Here is a 14,752-nt window from a genome sequence, read left to right as displayed (position 1 = left end):
GGCCTGGCCTTGTGGTCGCTGGGGAACGGCCGCGCCGTGTCACGCATGCTGCTGCGGCAGCCGATGATAAGCGCGCCCGTGATAGACGAGGCCCGTACACGCGGAGCCGAGATGTAGCGCCTGCACGGCGCAGAAAAAGACCGTATGTGTGCCGATGTCGATGCTCCGGTCCACCGTGCAGTCGAGACTCGCGGCCGCTGTGGCCAGCACCGGCGCACCCGTGACGAGACGGATCCACTCGCCGTACGTGAAGCGCTCGGTCATCTGGACATCGCCCTTGCCCGCGAAGATCGGTGCAAGCATCTCGTGCTCATGGGAAAGAACGTTGACGCAGATGATGCCCGCCTTGCTGAAGTGTCCATATTGACGGCTGGACCGGTCTATGCAAACGAGCACCGTAGCAGGATCGTCGGTGACGGAGCACACCGCGGACACCGTCATGCCGACATCGCCGGAAGGTGTCGTGGTGGTGATGATATTCACCGCTGCGCCGATACGGGACATGGCTTCGCGGAAGGTCGTGCGGTCGGGGGAAAGTGCTATCACGGCGGTACCTCTCTCGGTGGACGGAACGGCGGTGCGGCTTCGTGGCGGCGCGCCACGGGTCCTTGCATGAAGCATGCGTGGTGAAGTACCCGTGGCGTTGCACCGTTCATCACCCACGCCGCACCGTCGACGGGTTCTCGTGGCCAATTGCGCTGCCGGCGATTCCTATTGCCGGTGAACGGACGCTGCTGTCCCTGAACCGACGAGCTGCTCCTTGATCAACTGCTCTTCGGCATCGTCGTAAAGGCCGGCAATAATGTGCGCGTAGCGTGCCATCAATGCCTTGCGGCGTTTCTTGCGCGTGGCGGTCATCACGCCGTTTTCCGGTGTGAGTTCCTCGGGGAATATCCTGAACGCCTTGATCTGCTCCGCGCGCGCCAACCTCGCATTTGCCTTTTCCACTTCTTCACGGATCAGGTCGATAACGGGCTGCGAACTGGCCAGATCGGCGTACTGCGTGACCGACGGGTCGTGCGTCCTGGCCCAGTCCATGGCGAGCGTGCCGTCGACTTCGATCAACGCCGTCAGATACTTGCGCCCTTCGCCGATCACGAGTGCCTCGGTAATGTACGGACTCTGGCGCAGTTCGTTTTCGACCTGCACCGGGCTGATCGATTTGCCGGCGGCCGTATTGATGAGCTCCTTCTTTCGATCGATCAGCTTGTACGACCCGTCCGCGCCGACGTCGACGATATCGCCGGTGTACAGCCAGCCGTCCCGCAGCGCGGCCTTCGTTTCGGCTTCCTTGTTCCAGTAGCCGATGAACAGCCCCGGCCCCCGAACGATCATTTCGCCGTCCGGCAACACGCGGGTTTCCCAGGCGGGGTCGTCGAGCGGGACGCCGGAGTTGCCGGGCCTCGACCAGTCGGTCACCTGCGCGAGGTTGCCGCCGACCATCTCCGTTTGCCCGTAATTCTCTTTCAGGTTGACGCCCCACAACTGAAACAGCGTGACGACCTCGGGCGGCACCGGAGCGGAGGCCGTGTACGGATAGCGCAAATCGTCGAAGCCGATTCTGGCCAGCAACGGCTTGAACACGTGCTCACGGCAGATGGCGTAGAGCTGTTCCTTGAACGGGTCGCCCGTGCCTGCATCCTGGCGATCGGCCAGCACTTCCCGCGCGATGCCGAGCGCGAGCGTGTAGTTTCTCCGCTCGGCTTCGCTGCTGCCGTTCACGTGGTTGATGATCTGGGTCGCGAACTTCTGATAGAAGCGCGGCGGCGCCATATAGGACGTCGGTCTGACTTCCTGAATGCACTTCGCGAAATCGGCCGACACGTCGACGAAGTAAGGTACCGTCTTCGCGATCAACGGCAGCGTCGTCGCCTGAATGCGCGCGACCGTGTGCGAAAGCGGCAGATGGATCACCATGCGCTGCGGTTCGGACAATATCGCCGGACAGAAGGTCGGCCACGTGAACGCGCCCGCGAGCATCGACACGTGCGTCAGCATCGCGCCTTTCGGCGCCCCCGTGGTTCCCGAGGTGTAACCCAGGCTCACCAGGTCCGTCGGCCGCGCAAGCTCTGACTGCTCACGCAGATAAGCGACTTCGTCGCCGTCAAAATGCGACGCGAACTCGGCGAGTGAAACGACATTCATGCCGGTTTCGTCAGGCGAGCGCTTCCAGTCCGGATCGAGCACCACGATCTTGAGGAGCCGGCTGGACGTATCGGCCGCTTTCATGACCCGAAGCTGTTCGGCACTTCCGGCAAAAGCGAGTGTCGCCCCTGAATCCTCCAGGTAGTAGCGCACCTCTTCGACCGACGCGGTGAAATAGACGCCTACCGTCACCGCGCCCGAGCAGATCGTCGCCATGTCGGCAATCAGCCACTCCTGCGATACGTCGCCCATGATGGCAATCCGATCGCCTCGTGCGACACCGGCCGCGCCGAGGGCTGCGGATACGGAACAGACTGCGTTCGCATAGCCCTTCCAGGTGGTGGGCACCCACGCTCCGGCACGCCTCTGAAAGAACGCGTTTGCGTCGGCGTCGTTCTTCACGCGCTCGATCAGCAAGGCCGGAATGGTGGTGGTCGCGAATTGATTGCCGGAAGTCCACGGTGCCGCGCTCATTTCCAGTTGTCTCCAAAGCGCTTGCGCCTTTCGGTAAACGAAGCCACCGCTTCGCGGCGCTCGGGGGAATTGAACGTGATCGTCTCCAGAGCGATCGACGTGTCGAGAAGCAGATGGGCATTCTGCTTGACGAGCTTGTTGACGCAGTACTTCGTCCAGACGATCGCGTCGCGCGGGCCGCTCGCGAGCAGTTCCGCGTAATCGATCGCCGCCTCCAGCAGCTTGTCGCTTTCGACGATCTTGTTGATCATCCCCATCGTCAGCGCTTCCTCCGCGCTGACGAAGTCGCCCGTCATCAGATAGTGCCGCGCGCGGACCGGCCCGAGCAGAAGCGGCCAGATCACCGCACCGCCGTCGCCCGCGACGACACCGGCATTGACGTGCGTATCGGCGAACCGTGCGGTCGGGCTCGCATAAATCATGTCGCAGAACAGCGCGAGCGTCGCGCCCAGGCCCACGGCCACGCCATTGACCGCCGCCACGATCGGCACCTCGACCTCCAGCATGTTTCTTATGAGGTGACGGCCACCACGCGTCGCCGACGGGATATTGCCGTTGTCGATCGACTTCTGGTCGCCGCCCGAGCAGAACCCGCGACCGGCGCCGGTCAACACGATCGCCTTGACCGCTTTGTCGTGATCCAGCTCGACGAATACCCGTTCGAGTTCGTCGTGCATGTCCCAATTGATGGCGTTCAGGATTTCCGGGCGATTCATCGTAACGATCGCGACACCGGAGGACCGTTGTTCGACATTCAGATACTGATAGCGCGAAGACGTATTCATAGGTTCATCCTTGACTTTGCTTCGGGTTGGCGGCCTGCGGACGCATGGCGCGAATCTTCTCGAGCAACTCGTCGGTCGGGCGGACGATATTGTTGCGATCGTTGAAATGCGGAATCACGTAACGGCCCACCATGTCGATCGTCGACATGATCTGCTCGTGCGGCACCGAGTCGATATGCAGCAGCACCTCGTCGATTCCGAGCTTCTCGTATTGCTCCAACTGACGGATGACGGTATCGGGGCTTCCGCACACCGTGGTGGCGGATTCGTTCAGCAGGTAGTCCCAATCTTCGGCGGCGCGCTGCATCGCGGGCACGCTTTCGGCCATGTATGCGTAGTTGTCGGCGAGTTTGGCGAGCCGCGGATACGCATCGGTCGAGATGCGCGCATAGTTCATGATCGCGCCGGCGTAAATGTCCTTCGCTTCCTGGTCGGTCTTGCCGATACCGATGAAGATCGGCATGCCGGCGCGCGGCTTGTGCAACGGCCCGGTCTCATCGCGCTTCCAGCTGTTCCAGTAGGTGTCCAGCAGCCCCTTCTGTTTCTCCCATCCCTGATAAATCGCATGGCTCATCACCGCGAGACCTTCCGAGCCGGCCCAGGCATGGCTGTTCGCACTGGTGGCTGCAACGCCGAGGACGGGATACGGTTTTTGCAACGGCTTCGGCACGAGCGACCGGGGCGGCACCTGGTAATACTTTCCCTCGAAGGTGAACACGTCCTCACGCATCGCTTTGCGCAACAGCGCCATGCCCTCTTCCATTTGCGGCAGGGTTTCCTCCGGCGATACGTTGAACGCGCGCATTGCGATCGTCGTGTTCGCGCGCCCGCAATACATCTCCATCCGGCCTTCGGAGAGGATGTCGGTGGCCGCCAGCCGTTCCGCGGTACGCAGCGCGTGATTGATGGCCTTCGGCATCAGCGCCACGGCAGGACGCAGCTTGATTCGCGAAGTGACGGCCGCGAGATAACCGAACACCACTTCAGGCGCCGAACTCGACACGCCGCCAAGCGCAAAGTGCTGCTCCGACAACGCAACAAAGTCGAAACCCATTTGCTCGGCGAAGCGCGCTTCGCGAACCAGCTCGCGAAGCCTGTTCGAGTAGCTATGCCCGACCTGCGTCTCCTGCTCGGACCAAAAACCGAATTTCAATGGCATTTTCTTTTCCTTGACAGTCGTAATTCGAAAATTCACGGCGCGCGCGAACGGCTGCCGAGGTTCGGGCAGTGTCACGCCGCCAACCAATTAACATCGTCGTTTAACTTGATTTAGAAACAGCCCATCCAGATTGGATAGCGATACTCATCCATCCGGATGCCTTTTCTGCCTTGATGTCTCTTTTGTTTCCGTGAATAAATATTGCCGCACATCCCGCAGCATTTTTTATTCTTTTCATGCCGCAACCTTGCCGATACCGGCAGATCATGCTGCCGGCTCTCCGTCTTTTTCTAGGTCGACGATTCGGCCGCAAATGCCGACGCGAGAAGCCTCGCGGTCGCACGCAAACAGGCCTCGCCGATCTCGCGTGACGATCCTCGCGCATCGCCCAGCACGCCGTTTCGGGAGATCGACGCCACGCCTTCCTTCCACATCCGGTTCAATTGCTCGGTCGTCATGGCGCCCACGTGGCCGGCCGTGAGTCGAGCGAGTCGCACACTGTCCGGATCAAGGTGGATCATCAGGGAGGTTTCGGCGATGTCTGCGTGTCCGCCCACGGATTCCGGATCGCCGCCGGCTTCCTCGACGGCCAGTCGCCATTCGCGCAGCCACGCCTGATGATCCGTATAGGCAAGCACCTGGACGTCTGGCCCGACGGCCTGTCGCAATTCCGGCAACATCGCATGAAGGGCATTGAAGTTACCGACATGCGCCGAGAACAGATAGATGCACTTGAATCCATGTGCCGCGAGGCTCACGCAGTAATCGTGGCAGAGCGCGGCATACGTGTGCTCCTGCAACGAGATCGTGCCCGGGAAGGCCATGTGGTGCTTCGAGCATCCCACTCGTATCGTCGGCGCGATCAGGGTTCGCCCCAGCAACGTGGCGATTTCCACGGCCAGCGCGTCAGCATGATCGGCATCCATGCTCAGCGGCAGATGGGGGCCGTGCTGCTCGATTGCGCCGCAAGGAATGATGACGCGATCGAACTGCGTGGCCAATGCGGCCGCCACGCCCTCATACGTCATGCGCGCAAGATGCAGCGTTTCCGGCAGTTTGAGATTGCTCACGATCAGGCCTTCTTATTGCGGTTCAGAAATCTGGATCTTGCGTCCGCGGTCCGCGCGTTGCCGAGATATCCACGCAGGTCATCGAGCGTCATCTGCAGCAGAGCTTCGTCGTTCATCCGTGGACTCTCGCGCAGCGTTCGCTTGATGGCGGCGAACAGCTGGCGATCTTTGGCGCAAAGCGCGCGGCATTTGGCCAGCGCGTCTCTCAGCGTTTCATCGTGCGCGGAGATCGCGTCCACCGCGCCTATCGCCAACGCTTCTCCGGCCGTGATCAGTTCACCGGAGAAAAGCAGCGAACGCGCGGCACGCCGACCCAGCAGGGCCGCTGCGTGGCGCATGCCTTTTGCCGCGGGCAACAGGCCGTGATTGATCTCGGGAAATCCTAGCCGGGATTCAGCGGACGCGACGACGTAGTCCGCATGCAGCGCCATTTCGAATCCGGCACCCACTGCATAGCCGTTGACCGCGCACACGAGCGGGCTCGGATACTGCTCGAGTTGCGCCAGGAACGCGTGGAACGCTTCCATGCGCGACAGGGCGAGCTCATGGTCCGCCACTTCATTGATATCGCCGCCGGCACAAAAGAACTTCTCTCCCGCCCCGGTGAACACGATGCCGGGTGGCACGTCGTGTCGAGCGAAGTCGCGGAAGACGGACATCAATGCGGTGATGAGCGGTTCGTTCAGTGCGTTCGCCGGCGGCCGGTCGATCGTCAGTTGCACGACGTCCGCGTCGATCCGTGTGCAAATCAATTCGTCGGTTTTCATACCTGATGTCTCGTGAATTTACATCGAGTCAGTGTAGGTCCGACGGGGCCAAATTTAATTTTGATTTGCCGGCGCCATCGTTGATTCGGCGGATTAAAATCGCGTCAGTCGGATGGCCCACCGTATGTTGCACCGAGGGCGGCGATACATGAATTCACCGAGGCCAGGCAGGCGCAGAAAGCGAGTGAACCGTGGAACCCAACAATCCTGAAATCGGCATGTCCGCTTCGCGAGCCATGACAGACCCGGTGAAGATCAACTATCAGCCGTTCGATCCGGACTCCGTCGATTTGCCGGTCATTTCCGTTCTCCTGGAGACGAGCGGAAAAGAGGATGAGCTGCCGATGCACGTTCATCGCAAGGGGCAATTGGTCGTCGCATTGAGCGGGTCGGTCATGTGCCGATCGCCGAGCGGATGGTGGATCGTCCCGCCCAACGGCGCGGTGTGGATTCCGGGCGGCATTCCGCACAGCAATCATGCTTCCGATTTCGCCAAGCTGTACGTCATCTTCATTCCGCCCGACGAGGCCGGCCTGCCCACCGACTGCCGCAGCTTTACGATCACGCCGCTCATCCGCGAGTTGATCCGTTCACTGGCCAGGTTTCCGCCCGACTATCCGAAGGACGGCCCGGTGGGCCGGCTCGCCAGAGTGCTGCTGGATCAGCTCGCGCTGCTGGCGCCCGACGACGTCTTTCTCCCGATCTCCGACAATCCCCGGCTTCAACAGATCGCTTCGGCGTTGCTCGACAACCCCGCCGACCGCAGCACGATCGCGGAATGGGGGCGCCGATATGCGATGAGCGAACGTACGCTCGCGCGGCTGGTACGCAGCGAAACCGGCATGACCTTCGGGCGCTGGCGCGAGCGTCTGCATATCATCATTGCGCTTCAGCGATTGTCGGCAGGCGCGTCGGTTCACGCAGTGGCGCTCGAGCTCGGCTATGAAGGTCCGAACTCGTTCATCACCATGTTCAAGAAGACCATGGGACAAAGTCCCGGCAAGTTTCGCGTGGACCAGAAGGAGGCGTCCTCGCGCTGATCGAAACGCGGCGGCTGGCGCTACGCCGCCGCCCCTTTCACAGCTGGCGCGCCCGCTCCCTCAAGTGGAACTTCTGGATCTTGCCGGTCGCTGTCTTCGGCAGCGGCGAGAACACGATGGTCTTGGGCACCTTGAAATGTGCCAGCCGCTCGCGGCAAAACGCGATGATGTCCGCTTCGGTCACCGCCGAATCGTCTTTGAGCGCGATGAAAGCACAAGGTGTCTCGCCCCACTTGTCGTCGGGACGCGCGACGATTGCCGCCTCCAGAACGGCGGGATGGGAATACAGTATGTCCTCGATCTCGATCGACGAAATGTTTTCGCCTCCCGAGATGATGATGTCCTTCGAGCGATCCTTGATTTCCAGGTAGCCATCGGGATGCCATACCGCGAGATCGCCCGTGTGAAACCACCCGCCGGAAAATGCCTCCACGGTGGCGTCCGAATTCTTCAGGTAGCCCTTCATCACGTTGTTGCCGCGCAGAAATACCTCGCCGAGCGTTTGCCCGTCTTTTGGAACAGGCTCCAGCGTATCGGGGCTGGCTACCATCACTGCCTCGAGAGCGGGGCCGCGCACTCCCTGGCGGGCCTTGAGCCGCGCTTTCGCATCGAGATCGAGTGCATTCCACGAGTCGCGCCACACGCATTGCACGACCGGCCCATAGGACTCGGTCAACCCGTAGGCGTGCGTCACGTCCCAGCCCATGCGCTCCATGCCGGCGATCACCGAAGCGGGCGGCGGCGCACCGCCGGTCATGACCTTGACTCCATGACGGATGCCGGCTTTCAGCTCCGGCGCGGCGTTATTGATCATGTTCAACACTACGGACGCCGCACAAAAATGCGTGACCGCCTCGGTGCGGATGGCGGCGAGAATCCGCTCGGCCCGCGTATGGCGCAGAAAAACACTGGTGCCGGCCACCAACGCCATGGTCCACGGAAAGCACCAGCCATTGCAGTGAAACATCGGCAAGGTCCATAGATAGGTCGTGTCCTCGTCCAGATGCCACGATAGTGCGTTCGATACTGCGTTCAGATATGCGCCGCGATGGTGATACACGACGCCCTTGGGATTGCCCGTCGTGCCGGATGTGTAGTTCAGCGATATGGCCTGCCATTCGTCTTCCGGCATCGCGACAGAAAATTCTGTGTGCGCGGCCTCCTGCAGCAACGCCTCGTAGTCTTTTTCGCCGAGCAGATCGCCTTCTCCGAACTGTGGGTCGTCGATGTCGATGACCTGAATGGCGCGGCCGAGCCGTGCCAGGGCCTTCTTCACCGTCGAGGAGAATTCGCGGTCGGTGATCAGCAGCTTCGCGTCGCCGTGGCCGAGAATGAACGCGATCGTGTCGGCATCGAGCCGTGTGTTGATGGTGTTCAGGACAGCGCCGCAAAGCGGTACACCGAAATGTGCCTCGAACAGTTCGGGCGTATTGGCCGCGATCATCGCCACCGTATCGCCGTTGCCGATGCCGCGCCCGCGCAGCGCGCCGGCGAGCATCCGGCACCGCCGGTAGGTTTCGGCCCAGTCGCGGCGTATCGTGCCGTGCACGATGGCCGTGCGCTCCGGCCAGACGGACGCGGCGCGTTCGAGAAACGTCAGCGGCGACAAGGCAATGAAGTTCGCCGGGTCGCGCTCGAGTCCGATCGTATAGGGATTTTCCGCCGTCGTTTTCATGCGGGCCGCCCCGCGGCCACGGCGCTCGCGCGCGCGCCGACGATGTCGGGGTTTTCTGCGTGTCTCATCTCTCCTCCAGTTGCTTTTATGGTCACGAAACGCCCTGCGATGAGCGTCACGACTTCATCCGGAACAACGCTCCCGCGATCGGAACGGGACGACCCGATTTCTGCATCGGCACGGCGGCGCGACCGGATGGCGTCAAACTTCCTGATCGTCGTGAATTCGCTCTATTTTTCTCTGCTCGACCATGTTCAAACCGTAGCCCTCCAGGCCCACGATCGTTCTTTCATGATTGGAGAGCAGGATCATGTTCTTCACGCCGAGTTCGGTGAGAATTTGCGCGCCTATTCCGTAATCGCGCAGTTCCGGCTCGGCAGGCTTGGGATGCATCATGGCACGCACCCGCTCGGACACGGCCGTCGGGCGGGATTCGCGGATCACCACGATGACGCCGCGATTCTCGTTCTCCAGCAAACGCGCCGCGCCGCGCAGGGACGCGAGGTGGTGACCGCCGATGACGTCGTTCATGGTATCCATCGCATGCATGAGCACGAGAACGGGGTCGGCGCCCCGTAGATCGCCCATGACGAAGGCGATATGCTCGACCTGATCGATCCGGTTCCGGTAGACCACGATCCGCCAATGCCGTCCATTCGGCTCGGTGAAGCTCCCGTGTTCAACGGCCTCGACGAGCCGTTCCGTTCGTCGGCGATACGCGATGAGATCGGCGATCGTGCCCAGCTTCAGCTGATGCCGCCGTGAAAAGGCGATGAGGTCCGGCAGCCTCGCCATGGTGCCGTCGTCGTTCATGATTTCGCAGATCGCACCGGCCGGTGCGAGCCCGGCCAGCCGGGCGATATCTACCGCCGCCTCGGTGTGGCCCGCGCGCACGAGCGTGCCGCCGTCGCGCGCCATGAGCGGAAAGACGTGTCCGGGAGAAACGAGCTCGTCTCGCCCCGTTTCCGGATTGATCGCCAGCGAAATCGTGCGGGAGCGGTCGGCCGCCGAGATGCCGGTGCTCACACCGTCACGCGCCTCGATCGACACCGTGAAGGCCGTCTCGTGCCGCGAACCGTTGATTCGGCTCATCAAATGCAAACCCAGCGATTCGCAGCGCGAGCGAGTCATCGCGAGACAGATCAAGCCGCGCGCATGCGTCGCCATGAAGTTGACGGCGTCGGGCGTGGCGAATTGCGCGGGAATGACGAGGTCGCCTTCGTTCTCACGGTCCTCGTCGTCGACCAGAATGAACATCCGCCCGGCGCGCGCTTCTTCGATAATCTCCAACGCCGTTGCGATGTCGGCGCGCGAATCTGCCGGCCGGCCGGCGGACATTGCGTTACTCATGAGAGCACCTTACGCGATGTGATCACGACGCCTGCGCCAGTCCATGAATCTGGATAGGCCGCGTCTTGTCGATGGGAAGCGTCGTCTTGTTGGCAAGCCGTTTCAGGACGACGTTCGAGCGAACGCTGGCCACACCGGGAAGCGACGTCAGCTTGTGCGTGATGATGTGTTCGAGTTCGACGAGATCTCTCGCCACCACCCGCAGCAGATAGTCGGTTTGCCCGGTCATCATGAAGCAGTCCATGACTTCGGTGATGCCTCTGACCGTGTCGGCAAAACTCTCCCGCGCCTGCATGCCCTGCCGCTCCAGACTGATCTCGACGATGGCCATGATGCCCAGGCCGAGCAGGGACGCATTGAGCACGGCGACGCGTCGGCTGATTACACCGAGACGCTCCAGATTTCTGACCCTGACGAGACAGGGAGAGGGCGACAGGTTGACTCGAGCCGCCAGTTCGAGATTCGTCAAACTTGAGTCCTCCTGAAGTTCACTCAGGATGCTAAGGTCTATCCTGTCCAGCGCAACGTTCATAGCCCGCGTCTCCTCTTTGCACAAGGCTCCGGTGCCCTGAAGTTCGAACGCTCGCTTGCGCGGCAGAACATCGATTTCCGCTCCAGCAGGCATTCGAACAACATCACCTGATGAACAAGTTTATGCCTGGCAGCTCCGCGGAAAATTCTGATAAAAAGTCGAGTTATCACCAAAAACGGTCATTGTCGCCGCACGCTCGGGAAAACCCGCAACTCGTCATACTTGCGACACGCAAGCCGAGATGGCGATCAGGCCTTTCTGGGCGGCGGCAAGTCCGTGCAGACGCCTTCATACAATTCGGCGGCCATGCCGACCGATTCGCCGAGCGTCGGGTGCGGGTGAATCGTCTTGCCGATGTCTTCGGCGTCCGCGCCCATTTCGACTGCGAGACACACTTCGCTGATCAGGTCGCCCGCGTTCAGGCCCACGATGCCGCCGCCGATCACGCGATGAGTTTCCTCGTCGAAGATCAGCTTCGTGAAGCCTTCGTCGCGGCCGTTCGCGATCGCGCGGCCCGATGCGGCCCACGGGAACACCGCCTCGCCGTACTTGATGCCTTCGGCCTTGCACTGATCTTCCGTCTTGCCGGCCCATGCCACTTCCGGATCGGTGTATGCCACCGACGGAATCTGCAGCGCGTCGAAGTACGCCTTTTCGCCGTGCGCGGCTTCGGCTGCGACGTGGCCTTCATGCACGGCCTTGTGCGCGAGCATCGGCTGGCCGACGATATCGCCGATCGCGAAGATGTGCGGCACGTTCGTGCGCATCTGCTTGTCGACGTCGATGAAGCCGCGCTCGGTGACCGCGACGCCCGCCTTGTCCGCGCCGATCTTCTTGCCGTTCGGGCTGCGGCCTACCGCGACGAGCACAAGGTCGTAGCGCTGCGCTTCCGCGGGTGCCTTCTCGCCTTCGAACTTCACGTAGATACCGTCTTCCTTCGCTTCCGCGCCGACCGTCTTGGTCTTCAGCATCACGTTGCCGAAGCGCTTCGCGTTGAACTTTTCCCAGACCTTCACGAGATCGCGGTCGGCGCCCATCATCAGGCCGTCCATCATTTCGACGACGTCGATCTCGGCGCCGAGCGTCGAGTACACCGTCGCCATTTCGAGGCCGATGATGCCGCCGCCGATCACGAGCATCCGCTTGGGCAGCTGGCGCAGCTCGAGTGCACCGGTCGAATCGACGACGCGCGGGTCTTCCGGCATGAACGGCAGCTTCACTGCTTGAGAGCCGGCGGCGATGATGGCCTGCTTGAACTTGACGATCTTCTTGCCGTTGTCGCCCTGCACTTCCATGTGGAACGGGTCGACGAATGCGCCGATGCCGGTCACGACTTCGACCTTGCGCGCCCTCGCCATGCCGGCGAGGCCGCTGGTCAGCTTCTTGACGACGCCGCCCTTGAAGTCGCGCAGCTTGTCGAGGTCGACTTGGGGCTTGCCGAACGTGATGCCGTGCGACGCGAGCGCTGCGGCTTCCTCGACGACCAGCGCCGTGTGCAGCAGCGCTTTCGACGGGATGCAGCCGACGTTCAGGCATACGCCGCCGAGTGTCGAATAGCGTTCGATGAGCACCGTCTTCATGCCGAGGTCGGCGGCGCGGAACGCGGCCGAGTAGCCGCCGGGGCCGGCGCCGAGCACGAGCATGTCGCACTCGATGTCGGCTGAGCCGCCGTAGCTGCCGGCTTGCGGCGCCGGAGCGGCAGCGGCTGCGGCTGCGGCCTGTGCCGGAGCCGCAGCCGGTGCCGCGGCCGCGACGGGCTTGGCGGGCTCTGGTGCTTTCGCCGGTGCGGTGGCGTTTGCGGACGCTTCGACGAGTGCGATCACGGTGCCTTGGGAGACTTTGTCGCCGGCTTTGACTTTGATTTCCTTGATGGTGCCTGCGATGTGGCTGGGCACTTCCATGGATGCCTTATCGGATTCGAGCGTGAGGAGCGTTTGCTCTTTTTCGATCACGTCGCCGGGTTTGATGTTGACTTCGATGACATCGATGCCGTTGAAATCGCTGATATCTGGAACTTTGACTTCGATGAGACTCATGTACGTCCCCTTCTTGTTGGCTACGGAGAGAGGGAATGGAAACTCGCGCGATGAACCGGCCACGGCCTGACAAGAGAACGCGAACCTGGGCAGAACCACCTTTGCTGTCCGCCCAAGGACGCGCCTTTCTTTTGGTTACTTTTCTTTGGAAGACAAAGAAAAGTAACCGCCGCCCCGCGCAGGGGCGACGCTAGCAGACCGTATGCAAAACAGGTTCAACGACAGTACGGGGCGCACCGACAAAAACGCACGCCCCCGCGAGCCCCTCTTCTCATCAAAGAATGATGCGACGGAAATCCGCGAGCAACGCGCCAAGATAAGCATTGAACCGCGCGGCTTCGGCGCCATCGATCACGCGATGATCGAACGCCAGGGAAAGCGGCATCGTCAACCGCGGCACGAACTGCTTGCCGTCCCACACCGGCTTCATCTGCCCGCGCGACAACCCGAGGATCGCCACTTCCGGCGCGTTGATGATCGGCGTGAAGTGCGTGCCGCCGATCCCGCCGAGCGACGAGATCGAGAAGCAGCCACCCAGCATCTGATCGGGCTTGAGCTTGCCGTCGCGCGCGGCCTTCGACAGCTCGGCCATTTCCTTCGCGATGTCGACGAGGCCCTTCTTGTCCGCATCGCGGATCACCGGCACGACCAGACCGTTCGGCGTGTCGGCCGCGAACCCGATGTGGTAGTACTGCTTGAACACCAGGTTGTCGCCGTCGAGGCTCGCGTTGAAGGTCGGGAATTTCTTCAGCGCGGCCACCACCGCCTTGATCACGAACGCGAGCATCGTGAACTTCACGCCCGCCTTTTCGTGCTCCTTGTTCAGCTGCACGCGCAGCGCTTCGAGCTCGGTGATGTCCGCTTCGTCGTTGTTCGTGACGTGCGGGATCATCACCCAGTTGCGATGCAGGTTCGCGCCCGAGATCTTCTTGATGCGCGACAGCGGCTTCGGCTCGAACGGGCCGAACTTCGCGAAGTCGACCTTCGGCCACGGCAGCAGGTTCAGCTCGCCGCCGCCTGCCGGCGCGGCTGCCGCGCCCGGCGCCGCGCGCTGGCCCGACATCACGCCCTTCACGAAGCCCGTGATGTCGTCCTTGGTGATGCGGCCCTTCGGGCCGCTGCCCGACACGCGCGCGACGTCGACGCCGAGCTCGCGCGCGAACTTGCGCACCGACGGCGATGCGTGGCTGGCGCGAGACGGCTCGCCTTCGCGCGCCGGCGCGTGATGCAATGGCGCGGATGCGGAGTTCAGTTCGGGCGCCGGCGCAAGCGCCGGCACCAGCCCTGTCGCGACATTCGCCGACGGACACGCGAGATCGCGCGCAGCCGAGGCGGCCGGAGGCACAGGCGCCGCGTCGTCCTGCCGCTCGCCGTCGCTGTCGAGCAGCGCGATCAACGTGCCTTGCGACACCGTCTCGCCGACGGCGACCTTCATCTCCTTGATCACGCCAGCGGTGGGACTGGGCACATCCATCGTCGCCTTGTCCGACTCGAGCACGACGAGCGACTGCTCCCGTTCGACGCGTTGTCCGACTCCCACCAGAACTTCGATCACGGGGATGTTCTTGTAATCGCCGATATCCGGCACTTCTATTCGTGTCACCCGCACATTCGTCTCCAACAGCAAGCATTTCAACAGTCAACGCCCCCTCTTCATCAGGTCGGACGCACTTGATTCGATCGGATTTCCCGCGATGGACCGATGGACGCGCAAGGCCT

General features: G+C 62.2%; 12 protein-coding genes. 1 reads left to right on the top strand and 11 read right to left on the bottom strand.

Annotation, left to right across the window (positions count from 1 at the left end; genetic code table 11):
- Nucleotides 1-39: 39 nt before the first annotated feature.
- The 6 genes from APZ15_RS37955 to APZ15_RS37930 form a co-directional block, all read right to left on the bottom strand.
- Nucleotides 40-621: a flavin reductase gene (locus APZ15_RS37955; RefSeq protein WP_011548527.1), complete on the bottom strand. Its 582-nt coding sequence runs from the start codon at nucleotides 619-621 to the stop codon at nucleotides 40-42.
- Nucleotides 622-711: 90 nt separating this feature from the next.
- Complete coding sequence (locus APZ15_RS37950) at nucleotides 712-2,619, bottom strand: AMP-dependent synthetase/ligase (protein WP_011548528.1); 1,908 nt, start codon at nucleotides 2,617-2,619, stop codon at nucleotides 712-714.
- On the bottom strand, nucleotides 2,616-3,404 hold the full coding sequence (locus APZ15_RS37945) for an enoyl-CoA hydratase/isomerase family protein (protein ID WP_011548529.1): 789 nt from the start codon (nucleotides 3,402-3,404) through the stop codon (nucleotides 2,616-2,618). Before APZ15_RS37945 ends, APZ15_RS37950 begins: the two co-directional genes overlap by 4 nt.
- A 4-nt stretch (nucleotides 3,405-3,408) precedes the next feature.
- Nucleotides 3,409-4,563 carry an LLM class flavin-dependent oxidoreductase gene (locus APZ15_RS37940; RefSeq protein WP_011548530.1) on the bottom strand — a complete coding sequence of 385 codons (1,155 nt, stop codon included), beginning with the start codon at nucleotides 4,561-4,563 and terminating at the stop codon, nucleotides 3,409-3,411.
- A gap of 290 nt (nucleotides 4,564-4,853) precedes the next feature.
- A complete protein-coding gene (locus APZ15_RS37935; RefSeq protein ID WP_011548531.1) occupies nucleotides 4,854-5,633 on the bottom strand; it encodes a creatininase family protein in 780 nt (259 codons plus the stop codon).
- 2 nt (nucleotides 5,634-5,635) lie between these two features.
- Complete coding sequence (locus APZ15_RS37930) at nucleotides 5,636-6,400, bottom strand: enoyl-CoA hydratase/isomerase family protein (RefSeq protein ID WP_011548532.1); 765 nt, start codon at nucleotides 6,398-6,400, stop codon at nucleotides 5,636-5,638.
- Between the two features lie 218 nt (nucleotides 6,401-6,618).
- Here APZ15_RS37930 and APZ15_RS37925 point away from each other — a divergent pair, with 218 nt between their 5' ends.
- Nucleotides 6,619-7,440, top strand: a complete 822-nt coding sequence (locus tag APZ15_RS37925) for an AraC family transcriptional regulator (protein ID WP_011694458.1) — start codon at nucleotides 6,619-6,621, stop codon at nucleotides 7,438-7,440.
- 37 nt (nucleotides 7,441-7,477) lie between these two features.
- On the opposite strand, the gene APZ15_RS37920 is transcribed toward APZ15_RS37925, so the two are convergent.
- From APZ15_RS37920 to aceF, 5 genes are all read right to left on the bottom strand, one after another.
- Complete coding sequence (locus APZ15_RS37920; protein ID WP_011548534.1) at nucleotides 7,478-9,115, bottom strand: acyl-CoA synthetase; 1,638 nt, start codon at nucleotides 9,113-9,115, stop codon at nucleotides 7,478-7,480.
- A 201-nt stretch (nucleotides 9,116-9,316) separates the two neighbouring features.
- Nucleotides 9,317-10,465, bottom strand: coding sequence for a 3,4-dihydroxy-2-butanone-4-phosphate synthase (ribB, locus tag APZ15_RS37915; RefSeq protein WP_027791968.1), 1,149 nt, complete (start codon nucleotides 10,463-10,465; stop codon nucleotides 9,317-9,319).
- Between the two features lie 22 nt (nucleotides 10,466-10,487).
- Nucleotides 10,488-10,997 (bottom strand): Lrp/AsnC family transcriptional regulator, encoded by a 510-nt coding sequence (locus APZ15_RS37910; RefSeq protein ID WP_011661374.1) that lies wholly within the window; start codon nucleotides 10,995-10,997, stop codon nucleotides 10,488-10,490.
- Nucleotides 10,998-11,245: 248 nt separating this feature from the next.
- Nucleotides 11,246-13,033, bottom strand: coding sequence for a dihydrolipoyl dehydrogenase (lpdA, locus tag APZ15_RS37905; RefSeq protein ID WP_011548537.1), 1,788 nt, complete (start codon nucleotides 13,031-13,033; stop codon nucleotides 11,246-11,248).
- Nucleotides 13,034-13,307: 274 nt separating this feature from the next.
- Nucleotides 13,308-14,642: a dihydrolipoyllysine-residue acetyltransferase gene (gene aceF, locus APZ15_RS37900; protein WP_099318695.1), complete on the bottom strand. Its 1,335-nt coding sequence runs from the start codon at nucleotides 14,640-14,642 to the stop codon at nucleotides 13,308-13,310.
- Nucleotides 14,643-14,752: the final 110 nt, after the last annotated feature.

Origin of the sequence: Burkholderia cepacia ATCC 25416 (genome assembly GCF_001411495.1) — a bacterium.
Lineage (GTDB): Bacteria > Pseudomonadota > Gammaproteobacteria > Burkholderiales > Burkholderiaceae > Burkholderia > Burkholderia cepacia.
The sequence above is the reverse complement of the archived record's forward strand: the minus strand, read 5'-3'. Positions and strand labels throughout refer to the sequence as shown.

Excerpts from the sequence above, each read along its gene's own strand:
- APZ15_RS37955 (WP_011548527.1), bottom strand. The coding sequence starts at position 621 with ATGCTTCATGCAAGGACCCGTGGCGCGCCGCCACGAAGCCGCACCGCC.
- APZ15_RS37950 (WP_011548528.1), bottom strand. The coding sequence starts at position 2,619 with ATGAGCGCGGCACCGTGGACTTCCGGCAATCAATTCGCGACCACCACC.
- APZ15_RS37945 (WP_011548529.1), bottom strand. The coding sequence starts at position 3,404 with ATGAATACGTCTTCGCGCTATCAGTATCTGAATGTCGAACAACGGTCC.
- APZ15_RS37940 (WP_011548530.1), bottom strand. The coding sequence starts at position 4,563 with ATGCCATTGAAATTCGGTTTTTGGTCCGAGCAGGAGACGCAGGTCGGG.
- APZ15_RS37930 (WP_011548532.1), bottom strand. The coding sequence starts at position 6,400 with ATGAAAACCGACGAATTGATTTGCACACGGATCGACGCGGACGTCGTG.
- APZ15_RS37925 (WP_011694458.1), top strand. The coding sequence starts at position 6,619 with ATGTCCGCTTCGCGAGCCATGACAGACCCGGTGAAGATCAACTATCAG.
- APZ15_RS37920 (WP_011548534.1), bottom strand. The coding sequence starts at position 9,115 with ATGAAAACGACGGCGGAAAATCCCTATACGATCGGACTCGAGCGCGAC.
- ribB (WP_027791968.1), bottom strand. The coding sequence starts at position 10,465 with ATGAGTAACGCAATGTCCGCCGGCCGGCCGGCAGATTCGCGCGCCGAC.
- APZ15_RS37910 (WP_011661374.1), bottom strand. The coding sequence starts at position 10,997 with ATGAACGTTGCGCTGGACAGGATAGACCTTAGCATCCTGAGTGAACTT.
- lpdA (WP_011548537.1), bottom strand. The coding sequence starts at position 13,033 with ATGAGTCTCATCGAAGTCAAAGTTCCAGATATCAGCGATTTCAACGGC.